We start from the raw sequence: 22,359 nt of genomic DNA, 5'->3' as shown, positions 1-22,359 counted from the left end.
ACGATAGGTGATTCCTATTGTAACTTGTGAATCGATCGGTACAAGTGATTTGCGTTTCCTGTCAGGACGGTCAAAATGTACTTTCTAAGCATGGCTTCTAATACACTGATTTAACTAGTCTATTTTAGATTCAAGCAGAAAGATGGATTATAAATGACAAGCTTCACCTCACCGCGGCATCACTTCATACATCGAATATGACTTTCATTAAAGCCCAGGAGTTTGTATGACTATTTTCACTATGAAGCGTTTTTGGATCGCACTGTCTTTACCTGCCTTAATTGCCGTATTTGAAGGTCGTAGTGGATTAATTCTCGCTGGTGTAGTCTGGTTTCCAGTCAGTGCCCTTCTTCTTATCTGGGCATTTTTTACTTGCAGACATGAAAAGAAAGAATCTCAATTGGTTAAAGCTAATTGTCAGAAAAATAGCATCATTACGCCAAATTTCGAGTTGTTCGGTAAAATTTACACGCTTGTTGAAACCTTCTCCGGTATTGTCGTCAATTCCAACAATGACCAAATCTGGGTAAAAACAGATGAAGGTAGTGAGATGCAATTCTCAGGGCATAGTGTTCCTTTCAGAAAATCGCATCATATTCGTAAATACGAGCTTCATCAGTACAGTGAAGATGGTTCATGTAGTGTATATAAAGATGCACTTATTGTTAATGCATCCACGAATGAGCATGAAACAAACTTACCCACAAGGATTATTTTTATCCCTGCATTTCTCACGTTACTTTTCCCCACTTCTTCCATCGTATCTCCCTACAAAGCAATGCCTGTATCCACACTGTTTTCTGTCATTTTTACTTTGCTTTGTTCCGCTACACTTATTTCATTTTTCACATTGCCGTGGGGATTTAAAGACGGTTATGTCTGGGGCGATCATAAATACGTATGGTTTACGTATTTACTCTCAAGAGTAGGGAGTTTTGTTTGTATCCAATGGATGAAAAGAAGAAACGAAAGGTTCGATGAAGAAATTAGAGATCTGATTGATTCAGTGAAGCGCTAACCAAACAAATTGACAGTTCCTCGCCGCAAACGGCGAGGACTTCAACGTAACCTACATTAGCGCATGAGTACCTCACGAATGCGTCCAATATTTGAGCCCCCGGGCTTGCGGGCGGCCTTCTTCGGGGAGCCCATTTTCTTCCATCACGCACTCGACTTTCTCCGCCACCACGATGGCATCACCCACCAACTAACCGATGGCGAGCAGTGACCTGCGACCCGAGTTGTCTCGCCCCCGGATTTTCAGGTCCTGAGTGAAGATGTTATGTCACCCAGAGCTCGGTATGTGCCCAGCGAAATAATTAGCGTGTTAGGCGGGAATAGCTTCCTGAGTGTCTGCTTTTCCATGAACAGCCATATAACCTGACAAAGTTGCTGCCACAACCAAGACATTTACAGGTGCTCACATATGATAATGATGCGTGAATAGCATTATAACGTTATTGCACAGACCCGCACATCCGATATATACCGGAGATGGTAAGTCCAATATGAGCGAAGGAGTGCAGGAAAGCACGTGGCCCCGTATCACGAATATATGATTCAGGAATTACGGATAATGGGGTTACTCTTCTCCGTCCGTGTTTCAGACCCCACACCGTGCCGCTGAAGATAATCTCGGATTAACTGCCTGACCACCTGGGAAGGCGTTACATCTTGTTGACGACACAGGGTTTCAAAAGCCTCTTTTTTGTGCGGGTCAATCAGCAATGTCAATCGTGCGGTTTTCTTTTCCATACAGCTATCCTCCCAAGTATGTTAATACGATGATAATACCATATCCGCAATTGCCTGAGGATATTCGTTGATGCAATTACAGAGATTCCAACTGTTCAATAAGACACCGGATGCAATCATCACCGTCGCTGTTCAGCACCACGCTACTACGAAGAGCTTCAGTATTCTGCTGACAGCCCGTGGCGTAAATGACCACGTTCCCTCCCTCAGTGACCTGACAGAATAAAACTGTGCTGAATACCCGATACAGCGCCTCGTAAAGTAAAGTGTCGCTGCCAGGAACTACCAAATAATTGATAACTAACCAACCATCGTCATGAAGTAGTGCCCGGCAGCGGGCAAGAAATGTTTCAGTCCCCTGGAGCGGATCCATCTCCCAGGCCAGATACAGATCGGCAAAAATTAGCGAATATCGTGCGCCGGTCTCACGAGCAAGAAAACTCACGGCATCCTCCGGAAAGTAGCGAATGGTGTCCACATCCGGCAAGGTGAACCATTCCCGGGCTACATCAATCACAGCGGGACGCAACTCCACTACATCAGATACCACCGTGCTGTCCATGGCATATAACGCGCGCAGAAGAGCCCCTCCACCAAGTCCCAGTAACAGTACCGATGAGGGTCTGCACCAATATATAGCCATCAGCATGGCTCGGATATACTGATGTTCGGGAACGTGTGGTGATAGCAGGTTAACCTTGCTCTGCTCAAAAACCTCGTCAAAACGCAGGACACGGAACTGCTGCCAGCCTGCGACAATGATTTCGCCCCAGGCATCTTCAGTTCGGTACAAAACGTCTTCTTCGGAGTTTATCCCCAGTAAACTGTTTAGTAATGTTTTTGCCTGTGTATTCATGGTCATAGTTGCAACTTATCAGAATCTAAAAATGCACATGAAAAGGTAGCGCGGCAGAGGCTCAACTCCTACCTTGTCACGTCACCGTAAAGAAAAACCAGTCCGCTCCGTTGGCGAATAATTCTAACCGTCAGCAACAATCTGTCCCCCGGGAGTACCGCCCCACGAAAACGTGCCCAACGAATAGCAGCAAGCACACCGCTTATATACCTAGTCCCTGCTGAATTCTGCTGTCGTGCAACCAGCAGCCCACCAGCCTGAGCCAGAGCTTCCGGCAGAAGCACTGACGGGAACACAACAGGCAGCCTACCGCTGAGAACACCATCTGAAGCAGTAATACACACCTGCGCCCGCAACTGACCGGCTGCATGTTCTTCCGGTGTAGACAGGATCCGGTCAATAAACAAAAATGGATAACGGTGAGGCAGTACGGGGTTTTCGGAATAATCCGTCATGTCCTGTTACCGGGTAAGATGTTGAAAGTGCGTATCATATCATGGTAATCACATGTGCATAGCATACGGTCGTACGAACATCTCAGATGACAAGAAGGCGCAGAGGATGCGACACGGGCGTCTCTAAAGGGAGCAGCAAAAAGATACAACTGGCCTTTGAACTATGGGTTTACTGATAACGTTACTGGTGGTTAAGAGCAAGAAGAGGACATAGACGCTTTTAGCTAATAACTACAATACTGACCTTCGATCTATGCAAGGTGTGGTGATTATGAAAGCAAGTTTTAAAAAAAGGGGACACGGCAATTGTGCAGACATAACAGCTTCACATCGTGGATTTCCTGGATCGTTGATGGGTGGAAAGATGACCACCAGCAGTTCTGTGTCGTTACTGTTGAACAGCCTAGTAAAATTCATATAGTTCAGGCAAGTTTAGCTTAAGAAACCACGACAGGGCCAACCATGGCTTAACAGAACAACGCCCCCCTCCTGACTGAATAATTTTCAGCCTGTTATTACTGACTTTATTCATAAAAAATTCGCAAAACAGCGACAAAAGTAAAATTTTACTGGTTATAATACTATCTCATAAAACAAAACCTCTTTTTTTCGGGTACCGGTGATGTCGTCGGTACCTTTTTTTTATACCTTGATTATCGATGCAGAAGCCATTTATACGGAATTTTATTCTTTAAATTCTCATTATGTTAAAAAAACAAACCAGATTATATACTAAGCATTTACTAATATTTTTTTTGACTTAACAAAAATAGGGGCTCCAAGACGGACATTTCTGCTGATTGTTTCATAAAACAATAGTATAGACTTACAGCAAATAAAACTCAGATGTCGATTTGCCGTTCTTCCCCAAGTGCGGCTTTTTTTTGACCATCATTCGTATGGCAGTTCTAAGCAGCGCACCCTCCCTGACTCTTGGTTGCGAGGAAATTTCACCTTCGCAACCGAGCAATACAATGCTGGAACTAACGTACTGAGAACGTAAAACTCGGTCATCTGCCAAGCTATAGCGCCGGGGAGTAGCTAAAGTCACGCAAGCCTGCCTTTCCGAATAAAAAGCGATCACGGTACTGAAATAGACAGCAGCCAGCATGGAAAAGAGAAAGTCCTTAGTGATCACCCCACCCTGAAGGACGGGGCTTTACGGCTGGATTTGGTAAAATCCTACTTTTCGGTTCCACTATCCCCGACTCCCAACAAACGTTTCATATTCAGCAGAAGATTCTTCATTAGGATCATGGAGCGGCCAAGAGACAAAACAGTAATAAAAAGATCCTGATCATGTTTTTTAATATATGACTGGAATCCAGGATCTTTTAAATTCATCCCAACATCACGGTATATATCAACGATGATATTCATGTTATTCAGGTAAATATCAAGAGAAGCATACCGACCTCCGGTCAATTGATTCATGATCACCTCAAATGATGCCATCCAGTCGCGAAGCTCACGATGTCTGACGGCATATTCAGTCGGCGCCAACCTATTATTACTCACTTTACTCATAATTATTTCTGCCAATATAAAAACCGGCATGGTGCATTTACACTATGCCGGAGACGGGTACGGATTAAAACGGATTTATATGCATGGTTCAGAACGTTTCCCAGTTATCGCTGTCCGTCGCTGCTTTTCGGGAATCCACTGATACTGACGTCCCCTTACTTTGCCGAATGTCGCTACTTGCACTATTCGATATCACAGTCGCAGTTTTGTGAGTAGCCTCATTCAGACGGAACACACTGACCATGTCTTGCAATACTCTGGATTGCTCCTGCATTGAAGTGGCCGCAGCGGCTGATTCTTCGACCAGCGCCGCATTCTGCTGAGTTGTGGTGTCAATCTGCCCCATCGCACTGTTGATTTGCGCGATGCCATCGCTTTGCTCGCGGCTGGCTTGGGCGATCTCTTCAATCAGTTGGTTCATATTCTGGACGTTGGTGACAATCTCCACCATGCCACCATCAGCTTTTTCGACCAGACTTCGGCCTGAGGCAATGCGAGATACTGAATCATCAATAAGTTCTTTAATTTCACGGGCAGCTGACGCACTGCGTTGCGCCAGAGTTCGCACTTCCCCAGCAACAACGGCAAAACCTCGTCCGGATTCACCTGCCCTGGCAGCCTCTACGGCTGCATTAAGCGCAAGAATGTTGGTCTGGAAGGCAATACCATCAATCACTTGGATAATATCAGACATTTTTGACGACGAGTCGTAAATCTCCTGCATCTGCGAAGAAACCTCGCTCATCACTACACCGTTCTGTTTCACGGCAGTCGCAGTCTCATTCACGTAACGGTACGCCTGTGCTGTGTTTGCCGCGGTATTATTGATGGTAGAGGTCAGCTCTTCCAGCGTTGATGCTGTTTCCTCCACACCAGCAGCCTGCTCTTCCGTACGGGATGCAAGGTCAGTGTTGCCACTGCTGATTTCAGACGCTGCCAGCGCAATGCTATCGGCACCTTCGCGCACTCTGCGAACAGTATTACGCAGGCTCTCCGTCATCTCCCGCAGTGAAAGCATCAGTTGTCCCAGTTGATCACGGGACTCAACTTTAACGTCAATGCCAAGATTGCCCGATGCCACTTCACGGGCCACATTAACAGCAGACAACAAAGGGCGGGTTATTCCGCGAGTAATGAACCACGCCATCAGGCTACCTACAACAATGGCAATCACACCAAGAATGATAAGTGCCTGAATAGCCGCAGAACCATTACCTTGAATGGAATCTCCAGCCTCATCAATTTTTGCTTTATCGTAGTCCCCAAGCGCCTTTACGCTGCCAGAATAAGCTTCCATAGCAGGAATGAGTTTCTGGCGAATAAACGCATTTGTGATTTCACTCTCTCCCTGCCCGCTGACACGAATAGCTTCATTTCTTATATCAATATACTGTTTTCTTTTTTCACCCATAGCAGCCAGGAGCGCTTTACCTTCATTAGAGGTAATTTTTCCAGCCACTTCTTTCTGGATGACATTCACGCGTTCTGAGACCGTCTTCATTTTTGACTGGGCAAAATTTCTGATTTCCTCATCCGAAGAGGTTAGTAAAGCCAGCCCCATCGCACCGTTATAATCAATTGCTGCTCCCCACTCTCCAGTGAGACGCTCCAGAACCAACAATCGATCTGTAATGATATCCGTCTCTTTCAGGATGCCATTCAATTTAACAATTCCCGTCATGGCCATAACGACCACAAGGGCAAGAACAATACTGAAGCCAGCACCCATACGGCTACCAACACCAAAGTCATTAATTTTCATCTGCTGTCCCACGCAATAAAATGGCTTCCTCCTGTCACCGGCCGAAAAATCAGAATAATGCCGGGAACGTTCCACTGAAAGAGAAGGATTGCCTAACATATTGAAAATGATCATGTTTTGAACATGTCCTGCTGAATCTATCGGCAGAGAAAGGCGATACTTTACGCACTAATTCTGTGTAAAAATTGTTGACATTTGAAATTCACATCATGATCAGACTGTATCTTTATGTTTTTAAAATGAAAAAAATTTTATAATTTGTATAAATTTTTGTCATTTGATGGCCATTAATTACACATGCACGCTTGAGACCAGACGCATACATATTCAGACAGGAATCTAATTCCGATGATGTGAACCAGAGCCAGGTATACATGGACTCTCTCTCTATGGAAACGGCCCTTTGCGCGAGCGTTATGGTTCTGATTATCAGCACGTGTTTTGCGACTAACCGCAAGGCGAGTTTTCAGATCAATACTATGAAGTAAGCCGTATTTGCCAAGGCTCATCACTGAATGAGCTGCCTTTCACTACTTCACCACAATCTCGTGTGGAAAGAGTTAAACACAGGCGATCCCTGCAACCAGTAGACTGATACCTGAAGAACAACATGGATCTGAAAGACAGCTTTGAAGAATCACTTAAAAATCGTGGTCATTGTTATCGGGCATCAAGGTGCGCCCATGATGGATAAATCAGTAAACGATGGATAGTCGGCAGAGATGAACACCCGTGTTCAAAGATTTCAAATCTATATGGCACCAAATGCACCATCGGATACCAGGGAACCGAGGCATCACGACACTATAAGCTTCTGAAGCAAAGTAGTGGAGCGACAGTTACCAAAATGGGGCTGGCAATGCTGGGGCATGCGATTCAAGTACAAAGAAGCGCATATCAGAATACACCCACTTCGGATATTCCTCTGAAAATTTTTGTTTAAATCAATTATTTCACCTATCCGACGCAATATTTCCATTCTATTGCTCATGGAAAAAATGTGATGTACATCATATAATGCACTGCAAGTATGCAAATGGTTTTGGCTTCATTCCGGAACTCCAGGCTCATACCATTGCTTATAAGACTTTATACAACCAATCTGTCAGGAAGAATCAGATCTTCCTGACACTGGTGTTGTTCGTGCTTATTAATATTGTTTCTGCGTATCTAATACTTCCTTTGCGTTTAGCCAAAACACAACGTCAAAAGGATGGGGCGTCAGATATCAGTTATAAGAAGCATTTTACAATAAAATAGATAAAGAACGAGAGTTATTTTCATGTGATATAAAAACAAGCCAGTTTGATCAGCTCTATTCAGTTCCCTTTCTTCTTACACAGGTAAAAGTTTGTTCGGAACACAAAATGCCTCACTTGAGTATTCATTGTGGCAATTTTATTACAACTATATGCATACAAAAAAACAATGCCAGATGATACTTACATCACTCATTCAGGATAATTATCATGAGAACTAATACTCCGGTAACTCAAAACGAGTATGTACTGGATAAAAACATCGTACTAATGTCCACAACAGACATTCACAGCCATATAACTTATACAAACTCAGCGTTTATTGAGGCCAGCGGCTATACTCAGGATGAACTGACGGGACAACCACACAACATTATGAGACACCCGGATATGCCACAGGAAGCATTCCGTGATATGTGGAGCACACTTAAACAAGGAGAATGCTGGGTAGGTACTGTAAAAAACCGTAGAAAGAACGGTGACCACTACTGGGTCAGGGCAAACATGTCCCCTCTTTATAAAGGGAACCAGCTCTTTGGGTATATGTCCGTCCGGTATACACCACTCCCGGAGGAAGTAAAACAGGCAGAACAGTTGTATGAATACCTGAAAGAGAAAGGAGGACGCGGGAAAAAACTGCATAAAGGTGTTGTCGTCAGGAAAGGTTTATTTTCCTTTTTATCTTTGTTCAAAAAGATATCGGTTCAGACGCGTATGCGACTCGCTCTTGCGGGGGCACTGCTTATGAGTCTGTTGGGGAATTTTATGAGCAGTTCTGTCTGGATGTTACCTGGAACAATGGTAATCGCTTTCCTTCTGTCGGACTGGTTTTTACGTCAACAGATCAGCAAACCAGTGAGTATGGTACTTAATCATCTTAAAGATATGGCAACAGGTAGAGAACCCGCCTCTCCCAGACTCGACAGGGTTGATGAGATTGGCATGTTACTGCGTAACGTCAATCAGGTTGGGATCCGTCTTTACTCACTGGTTAATGATACGGATGTTCAGATTAGAGAAATGTCAGTGGCTGGCACGCAACTGGCGGCTGGAACAGAAGAACTGAATACACGTACAACTGAAACACTGGCGAATCTTCAGCATACTGCTCAGGCGACTGAACAACTGATGGCCGCCGTTCGCCAGAGTGCGGATACAGCTGCCGAAACAGTAAAACTTGCTGCCTCCGCTGATGACTCTGCCGGGAAAGGTGAATCTGCCATGAACGAAACAAAGGTCATGATGAAGTCAATCTCTCAGGCCAGTGAAAAGATTGTTGATATTATCAGTGTCATCAACAATATTGCTTTTCAGACCAATATTCTTGCGCTGAATGCTGCAGTGGAGGCAGCCCGGGCAGGATCACATGGCCGTGGTTTTGCTGTTGTAGCCAGCGAGGTTCGGAAATTGGCCCAGCATTCAGCCTCTGCTGCGGCAGAAATTAAAGGGCTCATTGTCACAACTGTGGAAACAGTAGCCTCTGGCGAAAAAACAGTTGAAGTAGCCAGTGGTCATATCGAGAGTATCCGGTCCGAAGTATCACGTGTTTCGTCCATGATAAATGAGATTTATCACACGACGGAAGAGCAGACAGCGGCACTGACACTCATTAACGGTTCTGTTGAGAAGGTTGAGTTGATGGCTCAGGATAATAGTGCAATGGTCGCACAATCAGCCAGCTCAACGCGCGACCTGATGTCCAGAAGCTCAAGGCTGCAGGATGCAGTGTCAACTTACGGTCTGAAGTAAACCCGGATTGGCAATAAAGCGTCAGAAACACTGGCGCTTTAAAAAAACAGACAGAAAGCACCATCACTAACATATTAATCACTTGTATACTCAACGTAGCGATTCAGTCTAAACTCAATTCCAGTGTCAGAGGGTACAAAAACTATCGCTTAAAGAGTGAATTGAGCAGCACAAGGGAGATTGTGATGATTTACCAATGCTATTCGTGCAATAAAATATCCTTCGAAGTTAACTGCCCATAGTGTTCAGGAATAATGCCAGCAACATCATATCCATGGGGTACAAGAACCTCTCCAACACCGGCATCTGATGTACAATAGATGACTCCCCTTAACCCATCTTTCTACCCTGAGTTTCAATACCAATCGAAAGGTATGTTGAAAGACCTATTTGGGAAAAAGAAAGAACAATCACAACTCAATAATTTGCTTGAAAATGTTCTAGAAAAATACTCCAGTTTTAAGGAACCGTACTTTACAAACTTTATCTATACGTCCAGATTTTCTCATGAAAAAACTCAGAGAGAGGTTACTCAGAGGATAATGGTATTTACTCAGAGTTACGCTTATTCAGGGAAGTACTGGTGCGAAAAAGTTTCAGCGAGCTTGAGCAATTACCAATGTTGTTAGATAAATTATTGCTGACAACGTCTTTTAATGCTCTTTATTATGGTTTTGCTCAAGAAGTCAAAAAGCATATTAAAGATACATTTACAGAATTTCTGAGATCCTAGATAGCCGAGGCTGGGGCAACCTTTCGGGCAGACCTCTCTTTGCTGTTGTTTTACCTTTGGAGCAATAAGATAGAGTTTTCATCGATTGAATTTTATGATAATGCAGAAAGAGTGGCATGCGCGATGCCATCGAGCATGCTCTGATTAAGAACAATATCTCCATAATGAGTTCTGCTCCTGGCCTGCAATCTCAAAAGACTGTTTAACTGGATAGACTTGCCTGTTAGGATTAATCTTAACCTTTTACTTATTAGGATAAAGATATGAATAAGGCTTTAGCTGCGACTTTAGTAGCAATTACTCTGTTAACGGGGTGTGGACCGAAAGAGTTAACTCCTGAGCAAAAACAAGAGATTGCGGCATTAAAAACCGAATTGTCTCAAACCGAGAGTCAAATCTCGGAAGCAAAGGAAGTGGCAAGGCAACTATCAGGTGGATTAATAAAGAATTTGACCGCCGCAAGATTGGAAATTTTAGAAACTAATAAGGCTCTTTTGGAACAACGTATCAATGCTATTGAATCAGGAGCAAAAATTGACGTTGTTGTCACCAGCCTTAAGCCTGATCCAGAGCTTGCGTCTTCAATCAAAACCGAAATTGATAATCTGAATGTGCAAATCAACAAAGCCAGGGCTGATGCCAGCCAGTACAGTGGTGGTCTGGTTCAGGCACTGAAATTATCAACTGTTGCAACTCAAGAGCAAAGCATGGCGATGCTGCAACAGAAATACCTGACGGCCAAGTATGGGCTTGTTGAAAGCAAGTTAAAGGCAGAACCGGAAAACATAGCAAAGAACAGCTCTGAATCAGAAACCCCAGCGCCACATACTCAACCACTACTCCCACCAGCGGAAGGCCCCTTCGGTTTAGAGACTGCCCTCTCTCAGAAGAATATCGAGGATATGATTGGTACGAAACTAAAACCTCTTGAAGGGAGCGTCAATCTTTATACTTCTGAAAAACTACCTAAACCAAATTCTGATTTTGAAATTTACGGGCTTCTGATATCACCAAAGGCTGGGTTATGTGAAATCCGGGCTATAGGTAAGAATATCGACACTGATAGCTATGGACTCGCACTGCAGTCAAAATTCGAAGATTTAAGTAACTCATTAACATCTCTCTATGGCAGCCCCAAAACAGCTGATTTTCTGCTTTCAGGTTCTATCTGGAAAGATCCGCAGGATCTGGATGATGGGATTAAATAAAAAGGAACGTTTTTTATCTGCAGAATGGAAAGGTTCCAGTGAGACCCCCTTAAAAAATAACATCAGTTCTATATCTATAGAAGCAAGAGCGAACGACGCCGCACATGGATACATCTTTCTTCAGTATTCATTCACAAACATTGATATTTGTAAGGAAGAGGTAGAAGGTGCAAAGAAAAGCTCACTCTGAGGACACGATATCTACTGGCTCCTAAACAAGAGTTTTATATACAGTTATTGGAGAGAATCTATGCGTGATGATGCTGTATCTTTTAGTTTACCTGAGAGCGAAACTGGTGACATTCTAGCGATGATAAAATTCGGTGATACAATGCAGATATTTACCGAAAAATCCACTTTTAAAATAATGAGTCCAGACACTATAGATCCGACAAGAGATCATCAGGATATACCATGGGTCTATACCAAGATTTCTGATTTTGGTGCATCTAATCCATTAGTTGCCAATACAGTATTACTTGCTAATAACTTTTTAAAACAACTGCTTTCGGAGCAGGATCCTAAGCGTATTGCCATCCTTAATAAGGTCAGTGATATCAGGGATACTTTGTTAGAGTATTTACTTTCTCTGCAATCATACTCATCGGAACTGGAAAAGGAAATACGAAAATTTGAAAGCAATAAGAGTATTATGAATGGAAAAGCACATGCTTACTTTCCTCAAATAAAAAACCTTGACGGATTCGCTACCGGATTCTTGATTGTAGCCAAAAGATGTATACAGGAAACTTCTGTGTTAGTTAACATGTTTTTACCCCTTAAAAATAAACATGGACGTATTGACAAGCTATTGAAAGAAGTCGAGTCTGAGCATACTAATGCAAAAGACCTGATCCAGGTTCTTCATGAACATTTGCCTATGTGCACTCATATTTTTTCACTGAGAGATTCTCAGGAACATGCTGCGACCACTGCTCAACCATTATAGTAGTGACAAATTTTAATATCGAAAATGGTCGTGAGTTGTCACTTCCTAAGTGGGGTATAAAAGGGGAAAATCCCAATTTTATTCATACAGAAGTAAATGAAATACTCTTTTTTCTGATTACCTTCTTTGAAGAAGTGTTTATCACTTGTGTAAGCTTGCTATTCCCGGCTTTCCCTGTGTATACGATATTATTTAACGATAAACCAGATGAGAAGATGCCTATCCGTTATAGTCTCCATCTTTCACTACCAGATTCGTTTCAGGGCAACAGCATTTAAGCTTAAAATTTATCATGAATCATAATCACATCTATGGACTCGCTGATCTGGGTTTATGGCGTTGTGAGATAATAATAAATTGAATAGATATTTTTAGATGAACATGTCAGTAGAAAATCAGGAGTAGTATTATGTTTTTTTATACAACATATTTCAAGATTTGATTTAACTCAGAGAAATAAAATATATTCAATCTGATAGATTTTCTCATACATATAAGCATGTACTTTTTTATCGATGGAAAATCAGCCAATAGTTCATAATTACTGGCTGATTGATTTATCATAACCCATATCTTCTTTTTTTTGCCATCTTATCCAGATCTTTTTTTAATGATGTTGACTCATACTTCTTTTTCTCCTGGAGATAGACTTTCTCAGTACGTTGACTGTTGCTTACGATAAAGTCAATAAGAGAAGAACACACACGTTTCATTCGTTCTTTATCAAGTAGGTTATCATCTAACTTGTTGATATAACTGTAATACGAGAACAGCAAGAAAGTTAACACCACATCTCTGTTCGAAAACGTTAGGCCTTCTATTTCGCTTTTATATTTAATATAAAAACCAGCACAAAAAAGATATGACTTTTCTACAATTTCACGTTCTGAAAAGCCTGACTCACCAAGCTTCTCAACGAATCTGTCCAATAAAAGCAAATACCTTTCCATCAAATTATAATTATTCTTTATCATAAAATGCTTCCTTGCATTAGTTTTGTCATCCTGACAATTAACAATTAAAGGATTTATTTAAATTGTCAATAGGTTAGCATAATTAATAGAAGAAAACCCATGCAAATACATGGGGCTGTAATGAGTGTTGCGGTGCGGAATGCCACTCCGCGAGTCACTGGATAACCTCCGTAACTCGCATAAGCAGCAACAGTAACGTACTCAAAATCAATCAGACGTCACAATGAAACGAAGCATATATCCTCTCCCTGTCGGCCAGATTCTTTTCTCTGAAGACACCTTCAGTCCATATGACCGCTGCCTTGTGAATTACTTGTTTCTTTGCTTCTTGTTGCGCCAAGTACTTGATACGAGGGATCATTAGCCGATTCGCTTGCCAAACCTGAGATATCCTCTACACTTTCATGGACTTTAGTCCACCTAGATAAAAGTTGTACTACCCGTGGGCTCAGGGATGAGCCAACTACGTACCAAATGCAAGCTTTGCTCTGCCAATTGCCAGCAGGACATACAGCACAGCGCCAACAATCACCACGACCACCAGCAGAAGCGAGTGCCGGAACAGTTTAATCATTTCAGACCATCCCGGTAGGGTTTCATTTCTGCGTTCCGCTGGTCTCCAGATACCTGCGGGGTCTTTGGTTTTATCTAAAATCCTTTCCGCCTTCTGACCAGCATCTCTTCAACGATTCCATCTGTTGATACTTCGACTCCCGGACAACCACATGGCAGGCTGGTTAGTAGCGATAAAAAATCGGCTTGTTTACCAAGCAAACCATCAGGTCTAGCTTCCTGTTCGTTCGCCGGTACAGGAACAGCGCCGTGGCTGATATATCGCTCAAATCACTCGCGGTTCATAAGCAGGGCATCAAGCATTGGGTGGTGGTGGCAGCGCCTGGATCTCGACAACATTAAATAGCCCCCAGCTATCCATACCTCATCTACAGGCAACGGTTTTTCATTTAGGACAGGGTTGGATAGCCATTGCACATCAAACCCCTCTAGGAGCGCGTTAGCGTAACACAATGTAGTGAATTGAATAGCGAAGGTAGTTAGTTTTTTATCGCTGTGTGGTATCCTGCACCAGTATCTTCATGGAGCGAGATATAATGCCTCGCTATAGATCTGTCATTGTTAAATTCGAAGAGATTGACGATTCCGATTCAGATTCCGTCATTGAGCCTAAATGGGCTGTTTATGATTCAGAAGCAGGAGTCGTTCTCTCTGGTCTCTATGCTTTGCCTCATGAAGCAGAACAACGAGTAGCTGACCTGAACAAAGAGTACGATGTATCGTTGGAGGTCGAAGAGATTAAACAAAGCTTAGATAAGTCCACATCAAAGATCAGGCATCCGGGTTCCAAAAACTAACTATATGTCGGGTATCGAGAAGTGGACTCCTTGATAAATAAATGCAGATAAGTACTATCATCAAACAAGGCATAAATTATCGCATCCTTGTACTCTCTAATCTTGGCCTCTTCTTCCCTATAAAATATTTTCCTAAGTATTGATTGCCCAATAACCTTTGCATCCTCAGGAAGAAATTCTACACGCATGTTAAAACATCTGTGTTTTAACCATATGAGAGTAAATTTCACATCATCCGGTTTCATTTTCGACACGGTCTTACAGAACAAATAGCGCATTTTTTTATTTTTCATATCTGCCATATAGAGTTCTACAATTATCTTTCCAACAATTCTACTATCTATATCATCTGGGGTAGCGTCAGTAAGCAATTTAATGACGTCTTTAGAGTAATTTCTTTTCATTTTATTCAAATCCTCCTTCGTTATCATTCTTAAGCACAAACCAGCACTTTAATTTGAATCAATTATATTCATCTGAAATCAGCATGCAGTTAAAAAATTACTTACCATAATTTCTTGTATCATAATACTTCTATCAAAACTCATTAACTTTTGTGCTTATTATTTTATATAGATATTAGTATCAAACAGATTAAACAAGTCAATAGTTAACAATTTAATTATTTTCCTAGTATCAAAAAACACAGAAATACTACAACTCAAAAACAAAAAAACATAAGCATAGAGTAAAATATAACGCAATAAAAACACCCCACCAGAAATATTTTGAAGTCTGGTCTTTTGGTGCTAACCAGTCAGCAAAATCTCGGCATATGATGGATAGTGGGATACAAAGTAAGTATTTGAGATTATCTATATATATACTATATTTCGCTATAGTAAGAAATGAGATCATAACAAGCAAAGAAAACCAATATCTGTAACTTATCTTATATACCCTCACCATCTTTTCCTTATAATCACACACTACGCACCTCCAAGTTATTATATTAATATCTTCCATTACTTATCATATAAAAATTAACTTATCAAATATACTTGTTATTTTTTAATAAATGAAATGGGAGGTAATAAAAGTCTTGAAATAAATAGTGAGAATTCTGTTGTTAACAAGATTATTCTTCGTTAAAATCGGAGTTTCTTACACACTATTGCATGGATACTCAAATGAAACCCTCATATGATGAGCCTAAAATCAAACCAAAAAATAAAATAAATTTAGAAAATAAAAACGATAAAAAAAGTCATCAGTTGAAAATAAAACCACAGACGATAAAGCAAGCAGGTATGGAATTTCTGCCTGGACTGTGTTCACAGTAATATTACTAGTCATTGCAGCTTATCAATGTTATGCTTTCGATAAAACATTGCATGCTTCATCACTAACATTTCTTGTCGCGTTTGTATATGCGCTACATCGAATATTGAATGTTTCAAACAAGATAAATAAATATGATGAAAATAACTTCATCATCCGTTTATTTCGTGCAAAGAAAATATTATTTAAAGCAAAAAAACTGGTAAACTGGTTTGAAACCATTAAAACGTGGCAAAGATTCATCATCTTTTTCTCATTTTTTATCATTGGATATCTGTTAATGATAATGTAGAAGTAATACAAAGCCTCAACATCTGCTGAGGCTTTAAGTTGCTATATTCTCGCGTTTTACTACCCGTAGTATAAATTCAAAAATCGAAAATATTATATGATGTTCCCCAAATTTACTCATTTTATAAAACATCAAAGTCTGTCGATAGTCGGCATATTTTCATTTAGCTGATGTTCTTTCAAACCATATTTGTATGAATTATATTGCCATCGGATGAACTGCTCTTTTAAATTCTTATTTATCTCTTCCAGATGGTAAAGCTGCTTTTCTAAACTAGCGATTCTCGCAGCTGCGATCTTCAGATTCGCTGGTCGCCTGATGGCATTGTCTGTAGCTCTGATGCCTTTCTTCCTGATCTGGTATGCCGCAACGATGTCCTTATTCATATTCAGAGACTGTCTTGTCGGTCTCTTACCAATCAATGACTCGACAGCCGCACATATCCCATCCCAGGTGATTTTATCTTCATCCCACAGCACAATCACATTTATTATTATAGCTATATCATTTTTATTCAGATGTTTTGCCATATATTCTCCCATTTTAATTTATATAATTAGTATTCTCTTTGTTTTCTAGATTTTCAAATTTATTTAGTACTCGCCCCAATTGAGTAAAACTTTCACCTCCCAGTTTTATTCGTGAACCATCAGGTATAGCATCGTCAGAAAGAATTGAGATAAGTTCTTTCAGTCGTGATAGCGTCGATTCATGATGCTTAACCCAGCGGTCAGCGCCAAGCTCTTCTTCCGTCATCGACTCTTTTGCTTTGGAGAGAAGCCCTTCCGTCATGTTCAACCTTTCTTTGAGCCTCTGGAGCTTCTCTTCTTCTCCCTTCACACAGACCTGTTCGTTGCAGTTGATACAGTCTCTGAACTTATCACAGGGACTCATCATGTAGTCATGGACACAGTAGCCGAACTCAGTAGTATGAATTGCCCCGTGTTCCCAAAGATTGATCATGCCCTCCGTAACAGGAAGGTTTGGCTCCACAGAATCGATCATGAAAGCCTGTGAACCAATGGAACTGATATCCAGTGCCTCGGCTTTACGAAGCATTTCGTCCTCAGATACGTGGTTATAAACTTTGTTCTGGGAAACCTTCGCACGGCCAGACCATTTGGCTATATCCAGGTTAGACATCCCGTTTCGTTGCGCAATGGTATTAAGAAAATGGCGTGGTTGATGACTCCTCAGGTGTAAAGGTTTCCCATCCGGGCTAACATAGCCATGCCTGGTAAATATATTTTCGAACCTGACATGTTCCTTGTTAGTCACTGAAATGTCTGGTAAGAAAATATTTTTGCTGGGCTTTTGTAATTCATACATTATTGTTATCTTAACTTTATCTAACTGATTAACGTTCAACAGGCAAAGCGTATCGCTGTATTTTATATCCTTATAATAGAATGGAAAACCTGATGGTAACTTTGACATGATAATTTTCCACAGGGATTTCATACTGTATGTTTCATTACAATCATAAATATTTACCTGATACAGATATTTTATCCTCCCCTCTTTACTGTCACTATTATAACCCAGCAGTTCACATATCTGATTTGGTTTTAATACTTCATCTTCCGCAATGTCCGGGTAGTGATCTCTTCTGAAGAATTTCTCAGGATTGTTTTCTACCCACAGTGCAAACTCACGGGCATTTTTTGAAAGTTTCCTCAACCTTTCGATTGCCTTTTTAGCGACAGGAACCATTACTTCTGGTATCCATTTTATATCTGCTCCATACCCCTTCATGGAATAAAACCTGAGGCCATACTTCTGGACACCCTTCGAGTCGGTTTCATTGACTTCACAATCACATGACAGAGCCAGAATTTCAGAAATCCTTGAAGGAGCACACATCAGAAGAGCAAACACAGAAGTAGTGAAAAGGTCTCGTTCACTAAGCTCATCGTCCGGTAAGGAAAAGATCTCGGCCATTGCATTCAAAGCTGTTTCATCTGGCAGCTTTTTTATCCTGGCTTCCTCTGCTTTACTGGATATGCGATTTGACTGTTCCTCTGGTTTAACCGGACTCAGCCATGAGAGAGTTCCAGCTTCCAGGAAACCGTTTTCACTGAGAAAGCCGACAAACTTCTGAAGTTCCTGTCCATAGTCATAGGCAGTTCTCTTCTTATAGGAATGCTTAATAGTTAATGCAGCTTCATCCAGAACTGAAATGTTAACCCTAGTTATATCTGCACTTTTGTTGACCATCAATAAAGTCTGCTCAATAACTTTTAAAACCACTATAGAAGTTGATAACTTCCATCTGGACTTTGTTAAAACTAACTGATATTTCATATAAGCTTTAGCAAAATCAATAAATTCATCATCAAGCAGCTCTTTTTTGTCTGGTTCTCTTTTATGAGTTATATTTATTTTATTGAAAATAGCGATGCCTTTCCACCAATTGGATTCCCAGCTCAAATCTCTATCTGTAGCAGTAAGCTCAAACCTGCAAAATCTGATAAATTCTTTCAAATTTAATTCAGCATTCACTTTTTGCTTTGTTCTGAAAAATAATAAATTATTAGCTTTCATATATTTTCTCTCCTCTGTTCTAAATCCCTCATAGCTTTGCAGTGATTTACAACCTGCCCCACAGCAATAATGGTCCTGTCGAGGGATTCAGTCATTTTTCTGTCCTGTGTTGTATTATATATTCGCTCTCTTTCACTGATTAAATACTCATAAACCTTTTCATGTGGTCCGTTCAGCCACGGAGTGAAATGCATACAGGTATAACAAGGGATAGGTACATTGGCTGAACATGACGAACATTGCTGACAACTCCCGGCATCTCCACCATCATGACTTTTTATTTTAACTAATGGTGTTATCTCATAACCTATATCTTCTCTGCGCTTTACTTGTCCTTTAAAAGCATCCGAGATATCTGCCAGAACTTTTCCCACCGCTTTATCGATTTTATAAGCATTATCCACATTGTTCTGAACATAGATCCCTACATTATCAGTGGTTGAATGATCAAGTAACTCTGCGATGATTATTTCTCCATAACCTTCTTTTGCCGCTCGTGTTCCAAGCGTATAACGAAATCTCCTTGCACTTATATATAAAAGTTCTCCTGTTCGTTCTGAGTAGATCTTTTCCTTCCTACTAATACTTTTCAAAACTTTATTTATTTTCCCTCTGTAATAATGTAACTTGTCATTTTTTAAATAATCCCCCAAACTTAGTTTCGTATCTATCAAACGAAATTTGACAGTAGAAATGAAAAGAGGAACATCTTTCATCTCTTCCGCAGTAAGGTCTCTTCCCATAAAAACAGATAACAGGGTTATTGATTCGTTAGCCTGTTTACAGACAAGTTTATAAAGCTCTTTGGTAATCCTGAATGTTCTGAACTCCTCCCTGAAGTCTAAACCCTGCTTAATCCTCGGAATATTCACAAGATAATAAATATCATTATTCTCTTTTGAGATCTTCATTATATCTCTGATTTTCATCTGGAGAAGCTGTACAGGTCTGCGCCCGGTATGACTGACTAACAGTGCCATAGTTAACATAAGAAGAGAAATGTCTTTTTTCTCATATGCTCTTATCACACCATCGTTAAAACTCTGTACCTCTATGTCTGTTAAAGGTCCCAGTCTTGGGTCTCTTCTCTTAACAACGTCTCCCAGAGTTGGTCCAGGGAATCGCCATATCTGCATTATTTGTATAGCGTCCTGCTCTATACCACTGTATCCCAGGGAGTGCCATTTTCCGATAAACCTTCTGAAACAGCTTAAATCTCTACCCGTTCCATCCATTTTCATTTTAAAATTCAATACGGCAGATTTATTAATAACTGAACATCTTTCACTTCTAATAAACTTGAGAAAAATACCATGTAGGCTGCAACTAAAACTTGCACTAAAATATCTCGAAAAATAAGCAATAGTATTCAGATAACCTTCCTTAAGGTTATCATCCAAAATATCAGTAACAGCTTTTGTGTTAATCTGGTGGTTTCCATCGAGAATCCATATATCATCTGTTATAGAAAAGTAATAACCATTCGTTCTGGCTGGCAACGATTCTTTAACTGTAGTTTTATTAAATATAGTTCTCATTTTCTATCTCCCTTTTTATTAATGTCTTCCTGAAGTGCTAATGCCACAGTCTGGGCCTTATTCTCAATGAATCTTCTGTTATATATCTGCGCTGTCTTTGAACCCTGAGTCCATCCCATCAGGGAAGAACGCATATCTTCCTGTTCGGCTTCGCTTATAGGATCTGGCATTGCATCTAACTTCCTGGAGAATTCATAGTTCCAGGTGTGCCTGAGTTTATGACCAGTAAGCCTGTTGATTTCAGGTGCCGCATTTCTGATTGAATCTATTATTTTATGATATGCCATCGATGACAAAGGCATACCCTGGGTGGGACCTGATTTGTGGGTTACAAAGAGATATTCATGCTTTCTGGATTTTTTGAAATTTCTGCGAATATTGGTAATATAGTTGTGTATTTCTTTGACCAATGGGGCAGATAATGAAAGTTTCCTTTCCAGTGTTTTCACCAGAGGTTGTTTAATTCGAGGATCTTCTTTATCGTCAGCTCGACGGCGAATTGCAAGACTTGAATCTCTAAAGTTAATATCAGTAATACGGATATTTAGAAGTTCACCGGAACGTATTCCCAGCGAATAGAGAATAAGTATAATAATCCTGTTTCTAACTTGAACATCCTTTTTAAATGGATTCAGTGTAGATCCCGGCATTGTGATTTCAAGTAATGATGCTATCTGTTTTTCATCGAGAGATCTGTCTTGCTTATATCTTCTTGATCTCCTTCTTAGTTTCGGTCGCCTCTGTTTTATTCTTTCTACCATCTCACTTGTATTACTCTGTTTCAGATTCAATCTCTCCCCTAACCAAGTCAGATAACTCGCTATATGGGTTAACCTGAAATGTCTCGTTGCACTGTTTACAAGTCTCTCTTTCTGAATGTCATAAGGTAAAGACTTTCTCAGCCTTACTTTCCTCTCACAATAATCCCTCAGAGCATCTATTTCATGAATAGCAAGGTTTTCTCCTGTGCGGAGTCGTTCCTCTATATCAATATTTCTGTCAAACAGGAAATTGCAGAATAAAGATATAGCACCGGCAACGAGTTCTACTGTAGATATGGAATCACTTTGGTTTCTGACCTGAGTTGTTATATATAACGTCGAGTGGAAAAGAGGCACACCCGTTTCTTTATCAAGAACCAAACAAAATCTTTCACCACTACTCATAATAAATGTATTTATATTTGTTTTTTTCATTAAGCCTCCAGTTATTTACAATCATATATATCTCTAACATATTGATTTTTAGTTTTCAAAAATAATTTACACTTAAAAATGGTCGACACTGTTAATCAGTATCGCTCCACAAATTAATTTACTGATTAGGATTAGCTATATATAATACCTATTCTATATACCTGATACTAAATTTTCTCTCGCAATACATTACTAATAAAGCACATGAAATATATTTGTAAAGAGTTTAGTGAAAATAAATATAATTTATCCCTTAAATTTTACTTTTTAAGATACTCACTTAACTCACTTTCATTATATCAAACAGGCATTCCTGATTTATAATAGATAATAGTTCTTGCCAGTGCTTCAACTTCATCTCTTGACTGAATGATTTTGAACCAAAAATCAAAAACAGAAATCTGTTCAAGCATATCCAGTTCACTAATTTCATCCAAAACATCCTGCATTTCCGCAACAAAGAAGTAGCTTAACCATTCAATATATTTCTCATTCTCTTCTGTTAGTTCAATCTCATCAACATAGTCCATATAAAAAATATCCTCAAAGATACCATCACTGATGATAGCTTCATAGTTTTCAAATTTTGCAAAGTCATTAATATTCATTTTCTCTCTCCCATTCAGGCAACATTTTTTCTGGTTGTTTCAATAACAGACTGAATCCATTCCTCGACTTCACTTTCAACGAAGGCAATAGCGCGAAGTCCAATCTTGACCGGCTGCGGAAAGCGGCCTTCGCTAATCAGGTGGTAGATCCATGCCTTGCCGTAACCGGTTCGAGCGAGGACTTCTGGTAGACGGATGAGACGGGTTGGTTCATTTTTCATTTTGTTTTCCCCTTGTCGTTGCGATGGAGCCACTATACGATTCGTCGGGAAAAGAAAGGAGTGAAACTCCTGAGGCGGAGGT

Annotated in this window: 18 protein-coding genes and 2 pseudogenes; 7 read left to right on the top strand and 13 right to left on the bottom strand. The window is 40.5% G+C overall.

The window, feature by feature from the left end; translation table 11 throughout:
* The first annotated feature begins 226 nt into the window (after nt 1–226).
* Entirely contained in the window at nt 227–1,018 is a 792-nt protein-coding gene (locus AOY23_RS15085) for a hypothetical protein (RefSeq protein WP_235501693.1), read from the top strand.
* 542 nt (nt 1,019–1,560) lie between these two features.
* Here AOY23_RS15085 and AOY23_RS15080 read toward each other — a convergent pair.
* The 5 genes from AOY23_RS15080 to AOY23_RS15060 form a co-directional block, all read right to left on the bottom strand.
* The gene (locus AOY23_RS15080; protein ID WP_054179574.1) at nt 1,561–1,755 is read right to left on the bottom strand and encodes a ribbon-helix-helix domain-containing protein; all 195 of its coding nucleotides are present in this window, start codon (nt 1,753–1,755) and stop codon (nt 1,561–1,563) included.
* 76 nt (nt 1,756–1,831) lie between these two features.
* Nucleotides 1,832–2,617: a spermidine synthase gene (locus tag AOY23_RS15075; protein WP_235501692.1), complete on the bottom strand. Its 786-nt coding sequence runs from the start codon at nt 2,615–2,617 to the stop codon at nt 1,832–1,834.
* 62 nt (nt 2,618–2,679) lie between these two features.
* The gene (locus tag AOY23_RS23235) at nt 2,680–3,066 is read right to left on the bottom strand and encodes a 3-hydroxyacyl-ACP dehydratase FabZ family protein (RefSeq protein ID WP_054179573.1); all 387 of its coding nucleotides are present in this window, start codon (nt 3,064–3,066) and stop codon (nt 2,680–2,682) included.
* A gap of 1,182 nt (nt 3,067–4,248) precedes the next feature.
* The gene (locus AOY23_RS15065) at nt 4,249–4,593 is read right to left on the bottom strand and encodes a hypothetical protein (protein ID WP_054179572.1); all 345 of its coding nucleotides are present in this window, start codon (nt 4,591–4,593) and stop codon (nt 4,249–4,251) included.
* An 88-nt stretch (nt 4,594–4,681) separates the two neighbouring features.
* Nucleotides 4,682–6,469, bottom strand: coding sequence for a methyl-accepting chemotaxis protein (locus tag AOY23_RS15060; RefSeq protein ID WP_081005652.1), 1,788 nt, complete (start codon nt 6,467–6,469; stop codon nt 4,682–4,684).
* 1,355 nt (nt 6,470–7,824) lie between these two features.
* Here AOY23_RS15060 and AOY23_RS15050 point away from each other — a divergent pair.
* The 4 genes and pseudogenes from AOY23_RS15050 to AOY23_RS15040 all read left to right on the top strand — a co-directional run bounded on the left by AOY23_RS15050 (nt 7,825) and on the right by AOY23_RS15040 (nt 12,253).
* Nucleotides 7,825–9,363: a methyl-accepting chemotaxis protein gene (locus AOY23_RS15050; RefSeq protein WP_054179569.1), complete on the top strand. Its 1,539-nt coding sequence runs from the start codon at nt 7,825–7,827 to the stop codon at nt 9,361–9,363.
* Between the two features lie 185 nt (nt 9,364–9,548).
* A pseudogene (locus AOY23_RS23230) lies at nt 9,549–10,204 on the top strand (restriction endonuclease); the annotation flags it as partial.
* Between the two features lie 155 nt (nt 10,205–10,359).
* A pseudogene (locus tag AOY23_RS15045) lies at nt 10,360–11,494 on the top strand (hypothetical protein).
* Nucleotides 11,495–11,554: 60 nt separating this feature from the next.
* A complete protein-coding gene (locus tag AOY23_RS15040) occupies nt 11,555–12,253 on the top strand; it encodes a hypothetical protein (RefSeq protein WP_054179568.1) in 699 nt (232 codons plus the stop codon).
* 560 nt (nt 12,254–12,813) lie between these two features.
* Here the strand turns inward: AOY23_RS15040 and AOY23_RS15030 are convergent.
* Complete coding sequence (locus AOY23_RS15030; protein WP_054179566.1) at nt 12,814–13,227, bottom strand: hypothetical protein; 414 nt, start codon at nt 13,225–13,227, stop codon at nt 12,814–12,816.
* Nucleotides 13,228–14,336: 1,109 nt separating this feature from the next.
* On the opposite strand from AOY23_RS15030, the gene AOY23_RS15025 reads away from it, so the two are divergent.
* Nucleotides 14,337–14,597: a hypothetical protein gene (locus tag AOY23_RS15025; RefSeq protein ID WP_054179565.1), complete on the top strand. Its 261-nt coding sequence runs from the start codon at nt 14,337–14,339 to the stop codon at nt 14,595–14,597.
* On the opposite strand, the gene AOY23_RS15020 is transcribed toward AOY23_RS15025, so the two are convergent.
* Nucleotides 14,594–15,001, bottom strand: a complete 408-nt coding sequence (locus tag AOY23_RS15020) for a hypothetical protein (protein ID WP_054179564.1) — start codon at nt 14,999–15,001, stop codon at nt 14,594–14,596. The two genes, AOY23_RS15025 and AOY23_RS15020, sit on opposite strands and share 4 nt — an antisense overlap.
* A gap of 726 nt (nt 15,002–15,727) precedes the next feature.
* On the opposite strand from AOY23_RS15020, the gene AOY23_RS22815 reads away from it, so the two are divergent.
* On the top strand, nt 15,728–15,880 hold the full coding sequence (locus AOY23_RS22815; protein ID WP_160316737.1) for a hypothetical protein: 153 nt from the start codon (nt 15,728–15,730) through the stop codon (nt 15,878–15,880).
* Between the two features lie 421 nt (nt 15,881–16,301).
* Here AOY23_RS22815 and AOY23_RS15010 read toward each other — a convergent pair whose 3' ends face one another.
* The 6 genes from AOY23_RS15010 to AOY23_RS14985 form a co-directional block, all read right to left on the bottom strand.
* Nucleotides 16,302–16,700, bottom strand: a complete 399-nt coding sequence (locus tag AOY23_RS15010; protein ID WP_054179562.1) for a hypothetical protein — start codon at nt 16,698–16,700, stop codon at nt 16,302–16,304.
* Nucleotides 16,701–16,713: 13 nt separating this feature from the next.
* Nucleotides 16,714–18,714 carry an integrase gene (locus AOY23_RS15005; RefSeq protein WP_054179561.1) on the bottom strand — a complete coding sequence of 667 codons (2,001 nt, stop codon included), beginning with the start codon at nt 18,712–18,714 and terminating at the stop codon, nt 16,714–16,716.
* Nucleotides 18,711–20,252 carry a site-specific integrase gene (locus tag AOY23_RS15000; protein WP_054179560.1) on the bottom strand — a complete coding sequence of 514 codons (1,542 nt, stop codon included), beginning with the start codon at nt 20,250–20,252 and terminating at the stop codon, nt 18,711–18,713. Before AOY23_RS15000 ends, AOY23_RS15005 begins: the two co-directional genes overlap by 4 nt.
* On the bottom strand, nt 20,249–21,448 hold the full coding sequence (locus tag AOY23_RS14995; protein ID WP_054179559.1) for a tyrosine-type recombinase/integrase: 1,200 nt from the start codon (nt 21,446–21,448) through the stop codon (nt 20,249–20,251). Before AOY23_RS14995 ends, AOY23_RS15000 begins: the two co-directional genes overlap by 4 nt.
* 299 nt (nt 21,449–21,747) lie before the next feature.
* On the bottom strand, nt 21,748–22,056 hold the full coding sequence (locus AOY23_RS14990; RefSeq protein WP_054179558.1) for a hypothetical protein: 309 nt from the start codon (nt 22,054–22,056) through the stop codon (nt 21,748–21,750).
* Between the two features lie 14 nt (nt 22,057–22,070).
* The gene (locus AOY23_RS14985) at nt 22,071–22,277 is read right to left on the bottom strand and encodes a helix-turn-helix transcriptional regulator (RefSeq protein WP_054179557.1); all 207 of its coding nucleotides are present in this window, start codon (nt 22,275–22,277) and stop codon (nt 22,071–22,073) included.
* Nucleotides 22,278–22,359 lie beyond the last annotated feature (82 nt).

Origin of the sequence: Trabulsiella odontotermitis, assembly GCF_001297775.1 — a bacterium.
Lineage (GTDB): Bacteria > Pseudomonadota > Gammaproteobacteria > Enterobacterales > Enterobacteriaceae > Trabulsiella > Trabulsiella odontotermitis.
The sequence above is the reverse complement of the archived record's forward strand: the minus strand, read 5'-3'. Positions and strand labels throughout refer to the sequence as shown.

Excerpts from the sequence above, each read along its gene's own strand:
- AOY23_RS15085 (WP_235501693.1), top strand. The coding sequence starts at position 227 with ATGACTATTTTCACTATGAAGCGTTTTTGGATCGCACTGTCTTTACCT.
- AOY23_RS15080 (WP_054179574.1), bottom strand. The coding sequence starts at position 1,755 with ATGGAAAAGAAAACCGCACGATTGACATTGCTGATTGACCCGCACAAA.
- AOY23_RS15075 (WP_235501692.1), bottom strand. The coding sequence starts at position 2,617 with ATGACCATGAATACACAGGCAAAAACATTACTAAACAGTTTACTGGGG.
- AOY23_RS23235 (WP_054179573.1), bottom strand. The coding sequence starts at position 3,066 with ATGACGGATTATTCCGAAAACCCCGTACTGCCTCACCGTTATCCATTT.
- AOY23_RS15065 (WP_054179572.1), bottom strand. The coding sequence starts at position 4,593 with ATGAGTAAAGTGAGTAATAATAGGTTGGCGCCGACTGAATATGCCGTC.
- AOY23_RS15060 (WP_081005652.1), bottom strand. The coding sequence starts at position 6,469 with ATGATCATTTTCAATATGTTAGGCAATCCTTCTCTTTCAGTGGAACGT.
- AOY23_RS15050 (WP_054179569.1), top strand. The coding sequence starts at position 7,825 with ATGAGAACTAATACTCCGGTAACTCAAAACGAGTATGTACTGGATAAA.
- AOY23_RS15040 (WP_054179568.1), top strand. The coding sequence starts at position 11,555 with ATGCGTGATGATGCTGTATCTTTTAGTTTACCTGAGAGCGAAACTGGT.
- AOY23_RS15030 (WP_054179566.1), bottom strand. The coding sequence starts at position 13,227 with ATGATAAAGAATAATTATAATTTGATGGAAAGGTATTTGCTTTTATTG.
- AOY23_RS15025 (WP_054179565.1), top strand. The coding sequence starts at position 14,337 with ATGCCTCGCTATAGATCTGTCATTGTTAAATTCGAAGAGATTGACGAT.
- AOY23_RS15020 (WP_054179564.1), bottom strand. The coding sequence starts at position 15,001 with ATGAAAAGAAATTACTCTAAAGACGTCATTAAATTGCTTACTGACGCT.
- AOY23_RS22815 (WP_160316737.1), top strand. The coding sequence starts at position 15,728 with ATGAAACCCTCATATGATGAGCCTAAAATCAAACCAAAAAATAAAATA.
- AOY23_RS15010 (WP_054179562.1), bottom strand. The coding sequence starts at position 16,700 with ATGGCAAAACATCTGAATAAAAATGATATAGCTATAATAATAAATGTG.
- AOY23_RS15005 (WP_054179561.1), bottom strand. The coding sequence starts at position 18,714 with ATGAAAGCTAATAATTTATTATTTTTCAGAACAAAGCAAAAAGTGAAT.
- AOY23_RS15000 (WP_054179560.1), bottom strand. The coding sequence starts at position 20,252 with ATGAGAACTATATTTAATAAAACTACAGTTAAAGAATCGTTGCCAGCC.
- AOY23_RS14995 (WP_054179559.1), bottom strand. The coding sequence starts at position 21,448 with ATGAAAAAAACAAATATAAATACATTTATTATGAGTAGTGGTGAAAGA.
- AOY23_RS14990 (WP_054179558.1), bottom strand. The coding sequence starts at position 22,056 with ATGAATATTAATGACTTTGCAAAATTTGAAAACTATGAAGCTATCATC.
- AOY23_RS14985 (WP_054179557.1), bottom strand. The coding sequence starts at position 22,277 with ATGAAAAATGAACCAACCCGTCTCATCCGTCTACCAGAAGTCCTCGCT.